The sequence below is a fragment of the Calditrichota bacterium genome, from assembly GCA_020637445.1.
GTDB lineage: Bacteria > Electryoneota > RPQS01 > RPQS01 > RPQS01 > JABWCQ01.
Genome location: JACJVZ010000001.1, coordinates 1,516,654 through 1,536,232, shown reverse-complemented (window position 1 = coordinate 1,536,232; position 19,579 = coordinate 1,516,654). Strand labels below are relative to the sequence as shown.

Genomic DNA, 19,579 nt, shown 5'->3' with positions numbered 1-19,579 from the left:
TCATGAGGCGTACAATGGGTTCTCCTACTTCTACAATTGAACGTCATTTTATCGATCAACAAGCCAAGCATCCCGAAGCCACGGGCGAATTGACTCGTTTGATGCACCAGCTTGCGTTCGCGGCAAAACAAATCACCAAAGAAGTCCGCAGCGCCGGACTTTCCGATATTCTCGGTTCGACCGGACACACCAACGTACAGGGCGAAACCGTCCAAAAGCTCGACGAGATATCCAATGACATGATCTACAGGGCGATGGATCACGCCGGCGTGCTCTGTTGCATGGCTTCGGAAGAACGCGAAAAAATGATTCCCATTCCGTCGGAATTCAAGTACGGGAAATACACGTTGGCCTTCGATCCGCTCGACGGCAGTTCGAACATTGACGCCAACATCAACGTCGGGACCATCTTCTCGATTCACAAACGCGTGTCGCCCGACGAAACTCCCGGCACCGAAGAAGATCTCCTGCAAGAAGGACGCAAGCAAGTCGTGGCCGGATACATTGTCTATGGTTCATCCACTATGATGGTCTACACCACGGGCCATGGAGTTGACGGCTTTACGCTCGAACCTTCGCTCGGCGAGTTTCTTCTTTCGCATCCCAATATGAGAATGCCCAACCACGGCAAATACTTCAGCGTGAATATGGGAAATTATCACTTCTGGAGCGAAGGCGTCAAAAAGTACATCGACCACGTCATGACTCCGGACAAAGAAAAAGGCAAACCCTATTCCTTGCGCTACATCGGTTCTATGATTGCGGACGTGCACCGCACACTCTTGTATGGCGGCATCTTTATGTACCCGCTCGACCGCAAAGACCCGTCACATCCGCGCGGCAAATTGCGTTTGCTCTATGAAGCCTCGCCGATGTCGATGGTCGTCGAGCAGGCGGGAGGCTTGTCGTCGACCGGCAAGCAGTCCATTCTCGACGTCTTGCCCACAGAACTGCACGAACGTGTCCCATTGTTCGTCGGGTCGCGCGAAAATGTCGAAGAACTGCTGAGCTTCATCAAGCAATACGACAAGTAGCCTCTATCCACTGCAAATGGAAAAGAGAAAAGGCCCGGATTGCTCCGGGCCTTTTTTTATTGTCCTGTCAGAGGCGGTCTAATCGGAAGGTTTGTGAATACGCACAACCGAAACTCCCGCCATCAACAATCCGCCTGCCAAGAATGGAGCGGACGTTCCAAAAAACTGGAACAGTCCCGTTCCTGACGGCGGACCCAAAACCCGGGCGAGTGCGCCGAGAGACTGCGATGTTCCCATCGTCAGGCCCTGCTTTTCCGGCGGCGCGGATTTTGATATCAGTGCGGTCAATGTCGGTGTCGTCAAGGCTGACCCCACGGCCAGAAGCGGAACCGCTAAGATCATTTGCAGGGTTGTCATCACGAGCCCCGTTGCAATCAAGCCCACCGCCATCACCACAAGACCCGTGCGCGCAAGTTTCGCTTCTCCGAATCTGCGCACCAGTTTCCCCATCATGCCCCCTTGAATGATCGCCGAAATGACTCCCACTTCGGTCAAAATCCATCCGACGTGCACAGCGTCAAGTCCCAGTCTATGCTCGCTGAAGAGCGCAAACGTCGCTTCCATCTGCGAAAAAGCATACACCTGCACAAAGAAAATTCCCACCAACACAGCCAGCATCGGAAGTGAAAACACGTCACGAAGCGCAGTCATTGAAAGCAGCTTCCGTTCACTTTCATGAGACGTGCGCGTCAGGGTCTCCGGCAGTTTCCACACCGCCCAAATGAAATTCAACGTAGATAGCCCCGAGGCCACTAAGGCAGGAAATCCGTACCCGTACTTCGTCAACACTCCACCCAACGCCGGTCCAAAAATAAATCCTAATCCAAACGCCGCTCCAATCAGCCCCATGCCTTTCGCGCGGTCTTCTACGGATGTCGTATCCGCGATGTAAGCCTGCGCGGTCGGCAACGTCGCGCTCGACAAAATTCCCGACAACAATCGCGCCGCGAAGAGCATGAACAGCGACTTCGCCAATCCGAACATCAGAAACGCAACCGCCGAGCCCGCCAGGCCAATCAGCATCACCGGACGTCGGCCAATTCGATCGGATAGTCTTCCCCACAACGGAGAAAACAAAAAGTGCATGAGTGAATACGAGGCAGAGAGCAGTCCGATGACTATATAGCTCGCTCCGTAACTCTCTGCATAAAACGGCAACGCCGGAATGATCAGCCCGAATCCAAGCAGATCGATAAATATTGTCAGGAACAGTATGCCGAGTTTTGCGTTCATAGAGTTCAGGCGGTTGCCGAATCCGCAAATGTACTGAAGTTATGGCTGATTGTAAAGGAAAAATCTGCCGTGACCCACCCAAAACCACCTTACCAGTCGCTTGACTTCACCCTTATGAATTTGTATTTTGGTGTCTTAGGCGCGAGAGTGGCGGAACTGGCAGACGCGCCAGATTTAGGTTCTGGTATCCGGAAGGATGTGGGGGTTCGAGTCCCCCCTTTCGCACGAGTTTTTCTTCGGAGGATGTGTTGGATATAAGTGTTGAAAATAGTAAACTTAACGATGTTCAGGTCGAGCTAAAAGTCGCCGTCCCTGCAGAGTTCATGAAACTCGAACTCGAGCGAAATCTAAGCGCCGTCGCAAGTCAGGCTAAGTTCCCCGGATTCAGACCCGGCAAAGTTCCCCGTAATGTCGTGGTCCAGAGGTTCGGACCTGCCGTTACCGAGGACACCGTCCAGCGGGTCCTGCAGGATGCCTACCGCTCAGCCTTGGATCAGGAGAAAATCTACCCGATTTCCCCCGGCGAAATGAGCGAAATCCATTTCGAACCCGGACAACCACTGACCTTTAAGGTCATTGTCGAAATTCTGCCGGAAATCGCCTTGCCTGAACTGTCAGAGGTCGAAGTCGAGCTAAAAGAGCCCCAAGCCGACGAAACCGACGTCGACACTGCTATCGACAGCTTGCGCGAGTCCCAAGCAGTGTTAGTTCCCTCTGAGAATCCTGTCAACGAACACTCTGTGATCACCTTCGATCTGCAGGAACTTGACGAATCCGGCGTGGCAATTGTCGGTCGCTCTCAAAAAGATGTCTCTGTCGATATGAGCCGCCAGCAGTTTGGCGAGGAGTTTGCATCAAAAGTCACGGGCGTCGCCTGTGACCAGTCGGTCAACGTGTCCTTTCGGCGCAGTGACGAAAGCAATCAAGCTCCCCTGCATGCTCAATTGACCATTCGCAATATCCAGCAGAAAGAACTGCCGGAATTGGATGATGAGTTCGCCAAGTCGGTCAATCCCAATTTGGAATCGCTCGATGACCTGCGCCGCGACATGAAAAACTATATCGAGGCCCGCGCAGGACATGCCGCCAAACAGCAAATGTTCCGTGCGCTGGCCGAAGAACTGATGAAGCGGACCGCTTTTGAAGTTCCGCCGCGAATGCTGGAAAATTACTTGGATCGCATGGTCGACGAAGCCGCGCACAACTCCAAGAATAAGCCGGATCCCGAGGCGCTCAAGAAATTCCGTGAAGACTACCGTCCGTCCGCGACTTGGACCCTGCGCTGGTACCTCCTGCGCAACAAGTTGATTCAGGATTTCGGACTTCGCGCCACCAACGAAGAAATCGATCAAGAACTTGCCACCCTCGCAACTGTCGAAGACGAACTGCTCGATGATTTTCGTAAGCGTTTGACGCCCGATCAGTTCCAGCAGATTAACGACGACGTGCAGGAACGCAAAGTGCTCAGTCACTTGGAGAACAACGTGAAGCTAAGTCGGGTTCCCGTCTCACTCGCGGAATTCGAAGGCCGTACGGAACCTTCCAAAATCGTTACAGATTAGCATAAGATGTCTGAAATAGGAGATAAATATTCCATGGCTCTTGTCCCCATGGTCGTCGAGCAGACGGGCCGCGGCGAACGCGCGTTCGATATCTATTCCCGCCTGCTCAAAGAACGCATCATCATCGTCAGCACGCCGATTGATGATCACATCGCAAGTTTGGTCGTTGCGCAGTTGATTTTCCTCGCTGCCGAAGATCCCGAGAAAGATATCAGCCTGTACATCAACAGCCCCGGCGGCGTTGTGACGGCGGGCCTCGCCATTTACGATACCATGCAGCACGTCAAGCCCGACATCGCCACAATTTGTATCGGTCAAGCGGCATCGATGGGTGCGTTCCTGCTCGCGGCCGGTGCCAAAGGCAAGCGGAGTATTCTCCCCAATGCGCGAGTCATGATTCACCAGCCTCTCGGAGGCGCGCAGGGACAGGCCTCCGATATCGACATCATGGCCAAGGAAATTCTCAAGATGCGCGAACGTCTGAACGAGCGCTTGTCATATCATACGGGACAAGCCCTCTCGAAAATCGAGCAGGACACCGACCGCAACTACTTCATGTCTGCCGAAGAAGCGAAAGAGTACGGTATCGTTGACGAAATCATTTTCCCCCGCGGCGGTAAAAAGTAATGAATGACACCACGGAACAGAGATTTGAGCACGTCTGTTCTTTCTGCGGACGCGGCGAAAATCAAGTTGCTACGCTCATCAAGCATCAAGACGGCATTGCCATCTGCGATGTGTGCGTCGAACATGCCCATCAAATCGTGGCCATGTCCCGCGCCGGCCGCAAGAGTATCAATCTTGCCGAGTTCCCGACTCCCAAGGAAATGAAACGCAAACTCGATGAGTATATCATCGGGCAAGACGACGCCAAGCGCAAGATCTCTGTGGCCGTCTACAATCACTACAAGCGTGTTGCCGGCTCCGATCAAACTTCCGATGTCGAAATTGAGAAGTCGAATATTCTTCTGATCGGCCCGACCGGAACAGGGAAGACCTTGCTCGCACAAACCATGGCACGCTTTCTTCACGTCCCTTTTGCCATCGCCGATGCGACTACGCTGACCGAAGCGGGCTACGTGGGTGAAGACGTCGAAAATGTGCTCGTGCGACTCCTGCAAAACGCGGACTACGACGTCACGCGCGCGGAAATGGGCATCATCTACATCGACGAAATCGACAAGATTGCGCGCAAAGATCCTAACATGTCCATCACACGCGACGTGTCGGGCGAAGGCGTTCAGCAGGCTCTTCTGAAAATTCTCGAAGGCACCGTAGCCAATTTGCCGCCGCAGGGTGGACGCAAACACCCCGAGCAAAAGTTCATTCAAATGAACACCAAAAACATCATGTTTATTCTGGGCGGTGCGTTTGAGGGACTCGAAAAAATTGTCCGCAGCCGCGTCGCCAAGTTCCCCATGGGCTTCGGGGTAGGCAATGATGTTGATGACGCGACCGACGAGTACGTCGTCAAGAAAGTCAGTTTCGAGGACTTGAATGCTTACGGTTTGATTCCCGAACTGATTGGCCGTCTGCCCGTCGTCTCTGTGCTTGAGCCGCTTTCTGACGAAGCCATGATGCGCATTCTGCTTGAGCCGCGTAACGCGTTGGTCAAACAGTACACCCGTCTCTTCGAGATGGAAGGTGTCAAGCTCACGTTTGAAGAAGATGCGCTTCTGGCCATCATTCGCGAGGGCCGCCGCCGCAAAACCGGCGCGCGTGCGCTGCGTGCCATTGCCGAAGATGCGCTGATGGATGCGTTCTTCGAAATTCCCAGCCGCAAAGACATCGGTGAAGTCGTCATTGGTGCGGACACCGTCGTCGAAAAGAAACCCGCGCGTTTCGTCGAGTTGAAAAAGAAGAGCGCGTAGCGGCGCTTTCTCCGTCCGATTTTCCTTCCTCGGCGTGACGACATTGACGTGTTGTCACGCCGTTTCTTTTATGCGCAATCCCACTCTCGCAAATCTCGTTTTCACGTTTTGCACGGCGATTTTTTCGAGCGTGTGGGCCGCCGTGCCCGCTCCTCCGCCGACCGAAGCGCTGCGTGATTCCGCCGCGCTGCGTTGGGAGGAGGGAGCCGAATTGACTCGTTGGTTGGGCACGGCCCGCTTTGAGTTCTTGCTTCCGGCAAAAACAAGAGCGAATTTTCACACCGATTGGATCACCGGAATTTCGCGAGGACTTTCGAGCGAAGGCCGCGTGCGTCACGATGTACGTTGGAACTCCTCAGTTTCGAGAAAGCTCGATAGGAAATTCGCAATCTGGGGCGGAGCAAGCGGACAGCATTACGTCGACAAACCCCGCCAAGGCGCGCAATCCTTCGCGCAGGAAAATAAATCTCATCTCGTCCGCGCCGGTTTCGGACCGATTGCACGATGGAACCGCGCTCTAAAATCTTCGCACAGTTTCGGTGCGGTTTCAGACACCCGCGAGAGTGTTACGCAATCCGGTATCGGCACGTGGAACTCCGGAGAGTTTGACTTGGAGTCGTCCCGCCAGCTTCGCCATGAGGCCGAAGCACACTTCGATTACGAGGCTCCCGGCAGCCGCGAAGGCGCCGACGCGGGCTTGGTTTATGCCTTGCGTCAAAACTACGACGAAGCCTCCAACAATGTAGATGTGTCTTTGGCGTGGACCAAGCGTGACGTGCTCCTTTCTGAAACCGTCCCGCCGCAGTTGCGAGAAGAACGCTTGATGCGGGTGTCGGACGAATTGATTTATCAAATCGCCAAAGGAACCGTACTCCGTGGCGAGGGCGATATTCGCTATCAAGACACGCACCTCGATGATCGCCGCGGCAGCGCTTCTGATCTTAAAGAACTCGAGTCCGGACTGAACACGGAACTTGCCGTCGAACGAAACCTGCATTCTGCTGCACTTTCCATCGGAGTCCGCGACGTAAACCAATCCGTGCGCGGTGAGATTTTAAGTGGCCGAAAAACTGAACTCGCCGTACGTGGTTTGTCGACTCAGGGAAAAATCAACCTGCGTGCCCGTGCCGCTTTCAGCAAATATACGCTTGACACGCGCTCAGATCAGAATTTCGACGACCGCGACGAGCTGACGTGGAGGTTCGAAACCGGTGCCAGCGCTCCTGTCTTTCCCGGACTGCGTGCGCACGTGACGGCCCTGATCGATTTGAATCATCTCGTTTACATATATGGCCGCAACAGTGCCAACAACCGCTGGACGAGGCTCTTTCTTCTGACCTCGAGGTTTGTCCATCGGCCAAGCGAAACGGTTCTGCATGTCCCTGAGTTTCGTATCAGCGCGAACTACCAAGCCTACGATTTCGAGTTGAATCCGCGTCAAGTTCGTTCCACCGTTTTTCGTAGAGTCACGATTGGAGACAGTGTCGCGTACGAGTTTGTCGAGAGATGGTCTGTGTCGCTGCAAGCGGACCTGTCGCGTGAGGAGCTCGGCCGTCTTTATTGGGAGCAATTTGAAGAAGAGCGCAGCGACCGCACCGACGTGTTTTCCTCTGCGATCGAATTCACCAGAAAGCTCACGGCAAAATCACTCGCGGGAGCCGGTTTGGCTTACAGCAGCCGCAAAAGTGATCGTTTTGAATCCGGCGATTCTCCATTGCGAGTTTTGGATATTGAGTCGTGGGGACCCATCGCGCGACTTCAATGGTTCGGTCATTCGTGGTTTGTGCAAGGCAGCGGCCAATTTGTCATGCAAAAAGAGCTGGGCCGCGATGACCGCGATTTCATTTCAGGATCACTAACGGCCGGTAGAACATGGTAGGACAAGATCACGGCGAATTCGCATACTTCGGTGACGGCACGATTGCCGGCGGCATCATTACACTGTCGGAAACGGAACTCCACCACCTGACGCGCGTCCGCCGTGCGCGCGCGGGAGACGAGATCATGGCCACCGACGGAAATGGCATGGTCTACAAATCGCTTCTGAACAACGACGGCAAACTCGAAATTCTTGAATCGCTCCCGGAATTCGGCGAACCCGTCTTTCATCTGTCCGTGATTTGCGGCAACCTGCAAGGCAATGCCTCGCGGGACGTTGTGTCCTTTGCCGTGCAAATGGGTGTGCGCGAACTGTGGTGGGTCAAGATGGCGAGAAGTCAGGAAATTTTTTCGGAGAACAAAGTAGAGAAACTCCAGCGTGTCGCAATCCAAGCGACGAAACAAACCGGCCGTGCCCGGCTGATGAATATCAGAATCTCCGACAGCCTTGACTATGCCCTGCGAGAGCACCAAAATTCTACACTGTGGGTTGCACACCCTGAGTTAGATACTGACGAGGCATCCTATGTGCTCTCGTCTCCGGAGTCGCATTGTCTGATTGTCGGCCCCGAAGGCGGATTCGCCGATCCCGAGTTTGAAGTTCTGAAACACAAAGCCAACGTCTTTCGCCTCGGCAACCGCAGGCTTCGCAGCGAAACGGCGGTCGTTGCCGGACTCACGTTTCTGCTCGGAGAACTGGAAGCGCTGTAGTAGTCGGACTAACAACAAATGAAAAGGCCGAACTTCCGTTCGGCCTTTTATTTTGTGCCAGCTATTCGGTCGGCGATTTCTTTGAGTACTTGCGTCGATTCGTAGTAACCCGTCTTGATGCGTTCCGCGATTACTCTGAACAGCATCCCGTCCTTGCGACGGTTGACGGGAACGAGTCTGTTCGATTGTTCTCGCGTGATGGGTCGCTCGTCTTCCAAGCGACGGGTCCTGATTTCATCCATTCGCCTTGCCTCCACATTAAGTATCGGCGTAATCAAGGCGAACTTGACGAATGCTAAGTACCGGTCACTTATTGTCGTGCGGACCGAGCAGGCGTATCAGTTGTTTTAACAGACCCGTGTCAATCTCTTCGTACATCTTGTCGCGCATAAGGGTTAATGCTTCTACCCCATGCAATGCCGGTTTGTAAACGCGGTGAGATGTTAGAGCATCATAGATATCTATGATAGTGCAAATACGGGTCTCCAAAGATAATTTTTCGGGAGGCAGCCTCCTCGGGTACCCGCGACCGTTCAATTTCTCGTGATGAGAGTGAATGATGTCCAGTGCAATGCTCCCGATTTCTTCGTGCTGCTGCATTAAAGCGACCCCGTGCTCCGGATGTTTCTCGACTTCTTTCATTTCCACCGAAGTCAAAATTCCCGTCTTCCGTAATATCTGAGACGGCACCCGGCATTTCCCTACGTCGTGAAGCAAAAATCCCATCGCGGCTTCTTTCACGCGCGCTTCCGTGCCCATGATCTCCATCAATAGTGCCGTTCCGAATGTCGCGACGTGCACCGCGTGCGTGTACAGCGAATAGTCCAATGAAAACGTCCCTGCCATTGCCCGCAACAAAGCCGGGTCAGCGGCTAATGCGTCCACTGTGTGTTCAACCAAAGTCCGGTTCGTTTTCATCAGCACCGGTGACTCGGGACGCGAAAAGGTCGCTTGCACTAACGATGAAGTCGTTTGATACAAAATCTTAGACTTCTCTTCGGGTGACGAACTTTCTGAGTTCAAAACGTCTCCCACAGTCCGGTCGACAAACGAGAAATAGGATCCCGCATCCTCGTCCGCCACATAGAGAAACTTTACTCCCCGCTCGATTAACTCCACTCGCTTCTGTTCCGTCAAGTCCAAGTCCGCGGATTTATAAAGCACGTACCGTTGTCCCGTTCGCGTCGGAACGCCAAGGTACAGGTCAAAGTGCGCCCCTTTATCCGCGTGCAATGTCGCCAACGGAGCGGGGTGGTAAATGCGTGAATCGACTTGCGATTCTGTTGCGAGTAAACTACTTGACATATCGAGCCTCGTGTGACCCTTTTCAGAGCGCAAAGCCCGTGCCCCATGCAAAAAACCCACGACAACTGCTTGTCATGGGTCTTTTCGTGAGAGCGCCGGGGCTCGAACCCGGGACCATCGCCTTAAAAGGGCGGTGCTCTACCAACTGAGCTACGCTCTCAACCGTCGCTGCATTGCATATTGCAACGCAGCGTCAAACTCGTTTGTCTACCGCAACATGATAGTTTGTTCGCGAGAAGCTCCAACCGAGGCTATTGAAACTGGAACTCCGGTGAACTCCTCGATGAAGCGCAAATAATCTCTCGCTGCTTTCGGAAAATCGTCCAACTTCTTCACGTGATCCAAGCTCTCGCTCCAACCGGGCAGTTCTTCGTAAACCGGATTTACAGTAGACAACGTCCGGCTGTCCGGTGGAAAATTCCGATAAGTTCGCTGACCGTCGTCATAGGAAACGCAAAACTTGATCTTCTCCATGCCCGTCAATATGTCCAGCTTTGTGACCGCCCACGCGTCCAAACTGTTCACACGCGCCGCAAACTTCGCTGCCACGCCGTCGAACCAACCGCAGCGCCGTGGTCTGCCCGTAGTCGCACCGAACTCGTCACCCTTTTCGCGCAGTTTCTTCTGTTCCTCGCCGTCCGTGATTTCGGTCGGAAACGGACCTTCGCCGACGCGCGTCGTGTAAGCCTTAATAATTCCGATCACGTGGTCAATTCTGCGAGGACCAATGCCCAACCCCGTGCACGCGCCGCCGACCGTCGGATTCGAAGAAGTCACGAATGGGTAGGTCCCCATGTCCACGTCGAGCAAAGTTCCTTGCGCGCCTTCCAAAATGACGTTCTTGCCGGCGCGAATCGTGTCGTCCAACAGCACCGACACGTCTTTGACATAAGGATCGATCTTTTGGTCGAAGGCGACATATTCCTCGACAATCGCCTCAACGTCCATCTCCGCAGTCGAATAAACTTTCGACAGCAAACGGTTCTTCTCTTCCACGTTCGCGCGAATCTTTCTCCGCAGCGAATCCCGGTCAAGCAAATCCACGATACGAATACCCACGCGAGCGACTTTGTCTACGTACGCGGGACCGATTCCGCGGCCCGTCGTGCCGATCTTCACGCGCTCGCCCTGCGTCTCGTGTATGCTGTCCAATAGCTTGTGGTACGGCATGATCAAATGCGCCTGATGACTGACAAAAAGTCTGCCGTCAAGATTGATTCCCGCCGCTTCGAGCTGCGCAATCTCGTCCAATAGCGCACCCGGATCGACTACCACGCCGCCGCCAATTACGCATATCGTATTGGGACGCAAAATACCGGCAGGGAGGAGGTGAAGGACGAACTTGCGCCCGCCTTCGATAATCGTGTGACCCGCGTTCGCGCCGCCCTGATAGCGGCACACTACGTCTGCGCGCTCACTCAGGTAGTCAACGATTTTCCCTTTGCCTTCGTCGCCCCACTGGGCGCCCAATACTGCTGTGACCACTATTCTAAACCCTCAAAAAAAAGCCCCGCTCTCGCGGGGCTGCGAGGCACTCTTGCTTTGGCTACTTTTTCTTCCCCTGAATCGCTTTTCGCTCGGCCCACTCAAGCACAACCGGTGCCGCAATGTAAACCGACGAATACGTTCCGGTGATTACACCCACGAGCATCGCGAAACTGAATCCTTTCAGCACCGGTCCGCCGAAGATGAACAACACCAAAATCGTCAAAAACACCGTCAACGAAGTAATCACCGTTCGCGACAACGTTTCGTTGACGCTCTGATTCATAATATCCGCGAGCTTCATCTGACGCAGCTTCTTCAAGTTTTCACGGATTCGGTCAAACACCACCACGGTGTCGTTCAACGAGAATCCGATCAGTGTCAAGAACGCCGCCAGTACCGACAAGCTGATTTCATATCCGAAGAACATAAAAAAGGCCCACGTCACCAGAACGTCGTGCAGAAGCGCCGCGATCGCTCCGACCGCATACGCAAACTCGAATCGCCATGAAATATATATCAGCAAAAGCACCAATGCAACAGCCGCCGATATCATAGCTTGATTGCGAAGCTCCTTGCCGACCTTCGGACCTACGACTTCAACTCCGCGAAACTCCCAAGGATTGCCGGGAAACGCCGAAGTCAAACGGTGGCCAATCGTGTCCTGAAGCGCGCCCACGTTGTCCGTCTCTTTCATACGGATTAGCATGTCGTTGCGTTCGCCGAGACTTGAGATCGTCTTCACTTCGCCCACATCTAAGCCCGAAAGCGCCGAACGGACTTGGCCGTCCGTCACGTCCTGTTCGAACCTGACCTGCATGTCCAAACCACCGCGGAAATCGATCGACCAGTTCGGGCCGCGAACGATGCTCATCACAAGACCCGCCAAGACAATGATCGCGGAGATCGTTATCGCTCGCCAGCGGTAGCCGACGAAATTATAGTTGCTGTCCTTGAAAAACTGGATCATCAGATGCTAAGGGTTTGAACTTGACGGCGGCCGACCCACAGGTCATAAATCAGACGAGTGAAGAAGATCGCCGCAAAAAGGTTGATGAGAATACCGATGGTCAACGTCAAGGCAAAGCCCTTGATCGGACCCGAACCGTATACCAAAAGCACAACGCCGGCAATTGCGGTCGTTACGTTGGCGTCAATAATCGTTACAATCGCGCGCTCAAATCCGGCGTCTATCGCCGCGCGCACTGTCTTCCCGAGCCTGAGCTCTTCGCGAATACGCTCGAAGATCAACACGTTCGCGTCCACCGCCATACCGATCGTCAAGATGATACCCGCGATACCGGGCATCGTCAGCGTAAACTGGAACAATGCCAGAGCCGCTAACAGCAGGAAGACGTTCAAAATCATCGCCACGTCCGCGATGCCGCCGGACAAACGATAGTAGAACAACATGAATAAGGTCACTGCAAGGAACGATAGCATCAAACTCGTCTTGCCCGCCGCAACCGAGTCCGTTCCCAGCGACGGACCCACCGTACGTTCTTCGACTACGTTCACCGAAGCGGGCAGAGCACCGGCACGCAGCACAATCGCGATATCGCGCGCTTCTTCCGTGTCGTCCAAGCCCGTGATCACAGCCGATCCGCCGGTGATTTTCTCTTTCAAGTTGGGTGCCATGTAAACCTTGTTGTCAAGCACGATACCCAGTCGTTTGCCGACGTTCGCGCCTGTGACGCGCGCAAATACGCGTCCGCCGTCACGAGTAAACTCGATCTGAACAATCGGCTTGCCGGACTGGGACGGATCGTAACCCGAACCTATCGAAGAGCGTGCGTCCGCGAGCTTGTCGCCCGTCATTTCTGCGCGCGACTTAACAATATAGAGTCTCCAAAATTCCTTTTGATCCGCACCCAAGACTTCAGGCTTCGAAGACCAAAGGAACTCAAGATCGCGAGGAATAAACCGCTGATTCTCAATCGACGACAAAATACGGGTCACCTTGCCGCGATTCTCGGTCGGAACCAAAATGTCACCCGTGCCGCCGACCAGAAGCGACAACAGCGGATGCTCCTTGTCACTGGCAGTATCGCCGGCCAATGAATCGGCCTCCGCAAACAAGTCGCTTGCTTCCTGTACCGTGTCACTCGCCAACGAATCCGTCTTCATCGAATCCGCCGCCAGCGAATCCGTTTTCATGGAATCTACAGACGCTGCAGCCGAGGTCGTATCGCCCGACATCCTTCTGGCGACACCTTCGTCCAAGGCGGTCAGTACGTCCTGCGCGCGCTCGGTTTCGGCCAATAACTTGAACTCGAGCAATGCCGTGCGGCCCACCAATTCACGCGCGCGAATCGGATCCTTCACACCCGGAAGTTCCAACGCGATGCGCGAAGCTCCCAGCTTGCTGATCGAAGGCTCGGAAACGCCGAATTGGTCAACGCGGTTGCGCAAAATCTCGAGCGAACGGTCAATCGCGTCTTCTGATCTCGTCTTCATTTCAGACAAAACGTCGTCGTCGCTCTGGCCCGCTTCGCCCCAGTAACGCGAGAGCGAAATATTCATTCTCCGCGCCGTGGACTCCAACGCGTCAAACACTTCCACGTCAGGACTCTTGCTTGCCGCGGTGACTTCCTTCATTAGAGCTTCGTACTGCTCGTCTTTGCCCTTCGCGGAATTCTCAAGCATCTGCACAAGATCAACTTCCAGCACGAGGTACATACCACCCTGCAAGTCCAATCCGCGCTTGATGGCCAACGTTCTGTTCGCGATCAAACTCTTCTGGAAATCTCCGCGAAGATAGTTGACTTGTTCAATCGCCGCTGCCTTGTCGGCTTCCGGCAAGTCTGATTGCTGGATTTCTCCGGCAAGGTCCACGTCGTCGCGGAATATGTCCGAAGCCAGTTGCGACAACGGCATTCCGGTAACGTCTGCAAGCTGGGTCAGCTTTGCCGTTTCCTCGTCGGAGAGCTGCTCATAGCGCAAAGTCGGGTACAAAACGTACGCGCCCAGCACAATGAGCACCAGCACCGTAATGATTCTAAATCGATGTGATTTCATAGCTTAAAGATTGGCAAACCGGGTAGGTGTAAGTTTGCAAAGACCTTCAATATACAATGTTCGAGCTTATTTGTCAAGCTCAAGCAATGCATCCTTCTTAAGTATTTCCAAAACGTTAACAAACAGTTCCGGCGGCTCTGCCGCAAAACTCAGAACTTCGTTTGATACTGGATGAACAAATCCCAATGTGCGCGCATGCAGCATAAAATACTCGACATCCTGAAAAATATCCTGATAGAACTTCTTGCGCGCGCCACCAAAATGACCAACTCGTTTCAATCGTCCGCCGTATGATGAATCACCAAATACCGGATGGCCGATATGTTCAAGATGTACGCGAATCTGATGCGTGCGTCCCGTTCCGAGTTTCAAACGTACATATGCCGTATCCGCGTAATTCTCGAGCACACGATAAGTCGTGATCGCTTCCTTGCCCCCTTTACGAACGACCGCGAACCTCTTGCGGTCACCCTGATGGCGGTCAAGCAGAGTCTCGATTCTCCCTTCATCGTGCTTAAACCTTCCCCACACCAATGAACGGTATTCGCGTTCTACTGTCCGCTTGCTAAATTGCTCCGTCAGCTTGCGGTGGACTTTCTCATCTTTGGCCACCACCAGCAAACCGCTTGTCCCCTTGTCCAGTCGATGTACTATCCCCGGCCGCAAATTGTCCGGCCCCGTTGTCTTCCCCAAATGATGAAGCAGTGCGTTGACCAACGTGCCGCTGAAATTCCCGTGTGCGGGATGAGTCACCATCCCCGCCGGCTTGTTTACGACAAGCAGAGACTCGTCTTCGTAGTGTATCTCAAGCGGAATCTCTTCAGCCAGAATATCCGAAGGTTCTTGCGGTCTAAACAAAATCTCAACCACGTCGCCGCCCGTCACGCGCCACGATTTGCGCACAACTTGACCGTTGACAAATACCAGTCCGGCCTCAATCAGGCCGTGAACCTTATTTCGGGAGATCGCCGGAAGGGCTTGCGTCAGAAAGCGGTCCAGCCGGAGCGGTTTCTGTCCCGCTGCCGCTTGCAGACGAAAGGGAGGAGGAGTCGGGTCGTTCACCAGAAGAAGGAGAGAGGGGAGCGTGGGTCTTGACGAACAACGTCTGCCACACCAATATTGCAATACCTATGGTCACACATGAATCGGCTACGTTGAACACGGGCCAACGATCCATGATGAAGTCCGGAAAGTCTGCGTCCAGAAAATCCGTCACGGAACCGAACATCGCGCGGTCAATCGAGTTGCCTACCGCGCCGCTCAAAAATAAAAACACCGGCCATTTCAAAAGGTCTCTGTGACGCACGAGACGAATCAAGTACCAGCCCAAAGCGATCGCTGCCAATGAACCGAAAATCAGCAAAATCGTCGGCGAAAAGGGCTCCAGTCCAAAGGCCACGCCGGGATTTTGCACGTATGTCAATCGTAAATACTCGCCGATCACGGGAATCGACTCGCCAAGCACAAAGTGGGACCTTACCCAGTACTTTGTGAGCTGATCCAACCCGAGCAAGACCGCGAAACCCAGTAGCCACGGCCAAACCGCTGGCCGGGAAGCGGGAGAACTCGTCATTCGATATTGTTCTTTGCCTCTTCCAAGCGGCGCTTCGCTTCGATACTCAATTTCGCATGAGGAATCGCTTCCAAGCGGCGAAACTCTATCGGCTCGTTCGTGTCCATACAGTAACCGTAGGTCCCGTTCGACATACGTTCTTCAGCCTGATCAAGCAAGGTCAACATCTTCCCCTCACGACTGGCAAACAAAAACGCCTTCTCGCGTTCCTGCGCGTCCGTCCCCTGATCGGCCATGTGATAGCTGTAAGTCGAAGAGTCTCCCGAATACGTGTCGGACGTCTGTTCCATCGAGCTTTCGCGAAGGTAGCCGATCTCCCGCAGGATTTCTTTTCGGCGCTCGTGAATCAAATGCCGAAAATATTCCATCCACTCCGGAGCATAATGGGAAGGCTTCGGACCGTCCGGCCATGGATGCTTGGAGTCGCTTTCGCTGGTCTTCTTTTTCTTCTCTGTTGCCATAGTTTGTATGTATGTCCTTAAGCCCGTGTCAATTCTTTGGATGTTCCAACTGTGCGCGATACAATCACTCCGAACTCATGGTCTCCGGCCTTCTGATCTCCCGAGCCGTGCGCAATGCTGAGTTCGGTACACAGCGTTTCACGGCAAATATACTCTTCGAATCGGCGAACGGCTTGCTTTAACTCTTCCCCTTCCGTCGCCAATTCAATCGCGATCCGGTCCGTAATTTCAAATCCCGCGTCCTTACGAGCCGACTGAATCGAATGCACGACTTCCCGCGCCAATCCTTCGGCCACAAGTTCGGGAGACATGTGCGTGTCCAGTGCAATCGTCATGTGACCGTCCGACTGCACCGCGTAACCTTCAAGTTCTTCCCGGCGGATCAAGACGTCTTCCGGACTAAGTTCTACTCCGCCGACCGTGATGCTGTTCCCGCTGTCCAGTGCTGCAATCTCTTCTTTGGAGAGCTGTTCAATCAGTGCCGCGATCTCTTTCATCCGCGCGCCGACCTTCTTGCCCAGCACCTTGAAATTTGCCTTAGATGAGAGCGTCACAAGTCCCGCGTCATCCGAGCGAATCTCAATTTCTTTTACGTTGATTTCGTCCAGCACAAGCCAAACATAAGGCGCAAGTTCGGCTTCAGCCCCCGCTTCCGGCACGACCCACGTCATCTTGGCCAGCGGTTGCCGAACTTTCAGCTTGCGCTCTTCTCTGAGTGCGCGTGCCAACGAAACGGCTTCCTGCACCCGGGCCATTTGCCGTTCAAGATTGCGGTTGCGTAATTTCTCGTCGGCTTCCGGGTATTTCGCCAAATGCACACTATCCGCTGCATTCGCGTTCAATCCGCGCACTAAATTCTGATAAATGTGCTCGGTCACGAATGGCAAGAACGGGGCCAAAAGTCTAACTAACCCCTCCAACACCTCATAGAGGGTGGCATAGGCCGCGTGCTTGTCGCCGTCACTCTCCGACTTCCAAAATCTTCTGCGCGAGCGGCGGATATACCAATTCGTCAATTCATCCAAAAACGACAGAATCGCCTGCGATGCTTTGCCGACGTCGTATTGATCCAAGTTCGTCGTGACTTCGGAAATCAGTCGATTGTATTCGGACAAAATCCAATCATCCAACTCCGTGCGTTCGACTTTCTTCTCGGACGGCGTCCATCCGTCGATCACAGCATACGTCACAAAGAAACTGTAACTGTTCCAAAGCGGCAGAATCACAGAGCGCACGGCTTCACGAATTTCTTCTTCGCCAAATCTCTTTGAGAGCCACGGATTCGTCGCAAAGAATATCCATCTAACCGGATCGGCGCCGAATTTTTCAAACAGAGCCATCGGATCGACCACGTTGCCCAAAGATTTCGACATCTTCTGGCCCTTCGAATCGAGTACAAGCTCCGTGCAAATTACATTCTTATAGCTTGACCAGTTGACCGGATTACTCCAGAACTTCTTCGCGGTTTCATCCTTGCGCTGCTCGGCATCCTGTATCTTCGCCTTTGCAACAAGACAGGAGCAAGCCAACAAAGTATAAAACCATCCACGCGTCTGATCCTGGCCTTCGCTGATGAAGTCCGCCGGATACTGCGACATGAAGAGCTCGTCGGAACCTTCAGCCGCCGGAAATCCAAACTGTCCCCACGGCATCAATCCGGCATTAAACCAGCTGTCCAATACGAAATTCTCGCGCCGCATTTCACGGCCGTCTTTCGTTTTCAAGACAACTTGATCAATCGCCGGCTTATGCGGGTCCCACCCGCTTGATAGCGGGTTACCTTGCGCTGACGCAAGTTCATGAAGTTCGTCGAGGCTCTCAACACAGATTGCTTCGCTGCCATCTTCGGTCATCCACACAGGAAGCGGTGAGCCCCAATAGCGTTCGCGAGTGACGTTCCAATCCTGCACATTTTCGAGCCAATTTCCAAACCGTCCGTCGCGCACATGATCGGGTTTCCAACCGATGTGCTTATTCGCTTCGAGCATCATTTCTTTCAATGCCGTCGCGCGAATGAACCAGGCCGGTCGCGGGAAATACATCAGCGGCGTCTTCGTGCGATAATCGAACGGATACGTGTGTGTGTATTTCTCTTTGCCAAGCAGCAGGCCCTTGGCTTGCAAATATTTAAGAATATCGACGTCGAGTCCTTCTTCGCGGAACTCACGACCCGCAAATGGATGCGCATGTTGCCCCACCAATCCATCGGCATCCACGGTCAGCACCACCGGAATTTCCATCTTGCGCAAAATCCGGAAGTCGTCTTCACCGTAATTGGCAAGATGCACAAGCCCCGTACCGTCTTCGGTTGTCACATACTCGTCGGCAACGACGGAGCAGGCACGTGTTCCCGGCAGATTCAGCCAATCAAACAGCGGCTCGTAGCGCATGCCTTCGAGTTCGCGGCCCATTTTTGTGCCAAGCACTTTGTATTCACCCAACATCGGTTTCAGAGCTTCGAGGCGCGCGGTGGCGATGATCACTCGTTTGCCGGAGGCTTCGCGTTCAATGATCGAATACTCAATATCGGGACCCACTGCAACAGCTAAATTCGAGAGCAGCGTCCACGGCGTCGTCGTCCAAGCGGCGAGATAAAGATTCGCCTCGCCGACGACTTTGAATTTCACATAGAGCGTCAGGTCCGTGACTTCCTGATAGCCCTGCGCGACTTCGAAATTCGAGAGCGTCGTGCCCGTGCGCGGACTGTAGGCCATCACGCGGTAGTCCTTATAGAGGTAGCGCGGCGATTGACCGAGTCTCAGTGCTCGTTCGCGCGCTTCGCCCTCGAGTTCCAAATTCCACGCCTGCTTCAGCGTCCACCAGTCCGACTGAATGTAGTACGGTTCGTACGTCGCATACGCATGTTCCAAATCAAGAAAACGGCCGATCCGTCGAATCGCAATTTCCCATTCGCGCTTGAACCGGAATACCGTGCTGCGGCAGTAATCGACATATTCCTGCTCGCCGTATTTCGCCACGTCGAGCTTCGAGGTGAATCCCAACTCTTTATCGGCGGTCAATTCAATCGGCAGTCCGTGTGTGTCCCATCCGGCTTTGCGCAGTACGCGATAGCCCTGCATGGTTTTGTAGCGCGGCCACAAATCCTTCAGCGCCGACTGCATCATATGCCCGATATGCGGCAGCCCGTTCGTCCCCGGAGGTCCGTCGAAAAACACGAAATCCGACCCACCCGCGCGCTCGTTAATAGAACGCTCAAAAACCTTCTGCTCTTCCCAGAGCTTCAGGATTTCATGGTCAACAGCCGGCAAATGCAGTTTTTCAGATTCGGGTTTCAACATATCTTTCGTTTATTGATTCTCATTGTAGCGCGCACGTTCGTGCGCAAAATCCCCCAAGAAAATTTGACACTCCCAAAGCGCGTCGTCATCCTGAACGCAGTGAAGGACCCCTCTGGAAACCAACGCGCAAACACCCACGTCGCCGAGCC

16 protein-coding genes and 2 tRNA genes are annotated in these 19,579 nt (G+C 53.8%); 7 read left to right on the top strand and 11 right to left on the bottom strand.

Annotated elements, in window-relative coordinates; all coding sequences use genetic code 11:
* The first annotated feature begins 2 nt into the window (after nucleotides 1–2).
* Nucleotides 3–1,034 (top strand): class 1 fructose-bisphosphatase, encoded by a 1,032-nt coding sequence (fbp, locus tag H6507_06470; GenBank protein MCB9368730.1) that lies wholly within the window; start codon nucleotides 3–5, stop codon nucleotides 1,032–1,034.
* A gap of 78 nt (nucleotides 1,035–1,112) precedes the next feature.
* Here fbp and H6507_06465 read toward each other — a convergent pair whose 3' ends face one another.
* Complete coding sequence (locus H6507_06465) at nucleotides 1,113–2,267, bottom strand: MFS transporter (protein ID MCB9368729.1); 1,155 nt, start codon at nucleotides 2,265–2,267, stop codon at nucleotides 1,113–1,115.
* 141 nt (nucleotides 2,268–2,408) lie between these two features.
* Here H6507_06465 and H6507_06460 point away from each other — a divergent pair.
* The 6 genes from H6507_06460 to H6507_06435 all read left to right on the top strand — a co-directional run bounded on the left by H6507_06460 (nucleotide 2,409) and on the right by H6507_06435 (nucleotide 8,289).
* Nucleotides 2,409–2,492 (top strand) — tRNA-Leu (locus H6507_06460).
* A 23-nt stretch (nucleotides 2,493–2,515) separates the two neighbouring features.
* Entirely contained in the window at nucleotides 2,516–3,829 is a 1,314-nt protein-coding gene (gene tig / locus H6507_06455) for a trigger factor (GenBank protein ID MCB9368728.1), read from the top strand.
* 6 nt (nucleotides 3,830–3,835) lie between these two features.
* The gene (gene clpP, locus H6507_06450) at nucleotides 3,836–4,456 is read left to right on the top strand and encodes an ATP-dependent Clp endopeptidase proteolytic subunit ClpP (protein ID MCB9368727.1); all 621 of its coding nucleotides are present in this window, start codon (nucleotides 3,836–3,838) and stop codon (nucleotides 4,454–4,456) included.
* Nucleotides 4,456–5,700 carry an ATP-dependent Clp protease ATP-binding subunit ClpX gene (gene clpX, locus H6507_06445; GenBank protein ID MCB9368726.1) on the top strand — a complete coding sequence of 415 codons (1,245 nt, stop codon included), beginning with the start codon at nucleotides 4,456–4,458 and terminating at the stop codon, nucleotides 5,698–5,700. Before clpP ends, clpX begins: the two co-directional genes overlap by 1 nt.
* A gap of 70 nt (nucleotides 5,701–5,770) precedes the next feature.
* Nucleotides 5,771–7,579, top strand: coding sequence for a hypothetical protein (locus H6507_06440; protein MCB9368725.1), 1,809 nt, complete (start codon nucleotides 5,771–5,773; stop codon nucleotides 7,577–7,579).
* Nucleotides 7,573–8,289, top strand: coding sequence for a 16S rRNA (uracil(1498)-N(3))-methyltransferase (locus H6507_06435; GenBank protein ID MCB9368724.1), 717 nt, complete (start codon nucleotides 7,573–7,575; stop codon nucleotides 8,287–8,289). Before H6507_06440 ends, H6507_06435 begins: the two co-directional genes overlap by 7 nt.
* A gap of 47 nt (nucleotides 8,290–8,336) precedes the next feature.
* Here the strand turns inward: H6507_06435 and H6507_06430 are convergent, their stop codons facing one another.
* The 10 genes from H6507_06430 to H6507_06385 all read right to left on the bottom strand — a co-directional run bounded on the left by H6507_06430 (nucleotide 8,337) and on the right by H6507_06385 (nucleotide 19,430).
* A complete protein-coding gene (locus H6507_06430; GenBank protein MCB9368723.1) occupies nucleotides 8,337–8,531 on the bottom strand; it encodes a hypothetical protein in 195 nt (64 codons plus the stop codon).
* Between the two features lie 64 nt (nucleotides 8,532–8,595).
* Nucleotides 8,596–9,594: an HD domain-containing protein gene (locus H6507_06425; protein MCB9368722.1), complete on the bottom strand. Its 999-nt coding sequence runs from the start codon at nucleotides 9,592–9,594 to the stop codon at nucleotides 8,596–8,598.
* Between the two features lie 87 nt (nucleotides 9,595–9,681).
* Nucleotides 9,682–9,754, bottom strand: a tRNA-Lys gene (locus H6507_06420).
* 47 nt (nucleotides 9,755–9,801) lie between these two features.
* Nucleotides 9,802–11,082 carry an adenylosuccinate synthase gene (locus H6507_06415; GenBank protein MCB9368721.1) on the bottom strand — a complete coding sequence of 427 codons (1,281 nt, stop codon included), beginning with the start codon at nucleotides 11,080–11,082 and terminating at the stop codon, nucleotides 9,802–9,804.
* 58 nt (nucleotides 11,083–11,140) lie between these two features.
* Nucleotides 11,141–12,049 carry a protein translocase subunit SecF gene (secF, locus tag H6507_06410; GenBank protein ID MCB9368720.1) on the bottom strand — a complete coding sequence of 303 codons (909 nt, stop codon included), beginning with the start codon at nucleotides 12,047–12,049 and terminating at the stop codon, nucleotides 11,141–11,143.
* Entirely contained in the window at nucleotides 12,049–14,097 is a 2,049-nt protein-coding gene (gene secD, locus H6507_06405) for a protein translocase subunit SecD (protein ID MCB9368719.1), read from the bottom strand. Before secD ends, secF begins: the two co-directional genes overlap by 1 nt.
* 66 nt (nucleotides 14,098–14,163) lie before the next feature.
* On the bottom strand, nucleotides 14,164–15,162 hold the full coding sequence (locus tag H6507_06400) for an RluA family pseudouridine synthase (GenBank protein ID MCB9368718.1): 999 nt from the start codon (nucleotides 15,160–15,162) through the stop codon (nucleotides 14,164–14,166).
* Nucleotides 15,050–15,670, bottom strand: a complete 621-nt coding sequence (gene lspA, locus H6507_06395; protein ID MCB9368717.1) for a signal peptidase II — start codon at nucleotides 15,668–15,670, stop codon at nucleotides 15,050–15,052. Before lspA ends, H6507_06400 begins: the two co-directional genes overlap by 113 nt.
* Entirely contained in the window at nucleotides 15,667–16,131 is a 465-nt protein-coding gene (locus tag H6507_06390) for a TraR/DksA family transcriptional regulator (protein MCB9368716.1), read from the bottom strand. Before H6507_06390 ends, lspA begins: the two co-directional genes overlap by 4 nt.
* Nucleotides 16,132–16,148: 17 nt before the next feature.
* Nucleotides 16,149–19,430 (bottom strand): isoleucine--tRNA ligase, encoded by a 3,282-nt coding sequence (locus H6507_06385; GenBank protein ID MCB9368715.1) that lies wholly within the window; start codon nucleotides 19,428–19,430, stop codon nucleotides 16,149–16,151.
* Nucleotides 19,431–19,579 lie beyond the last annotated feature (149 nt).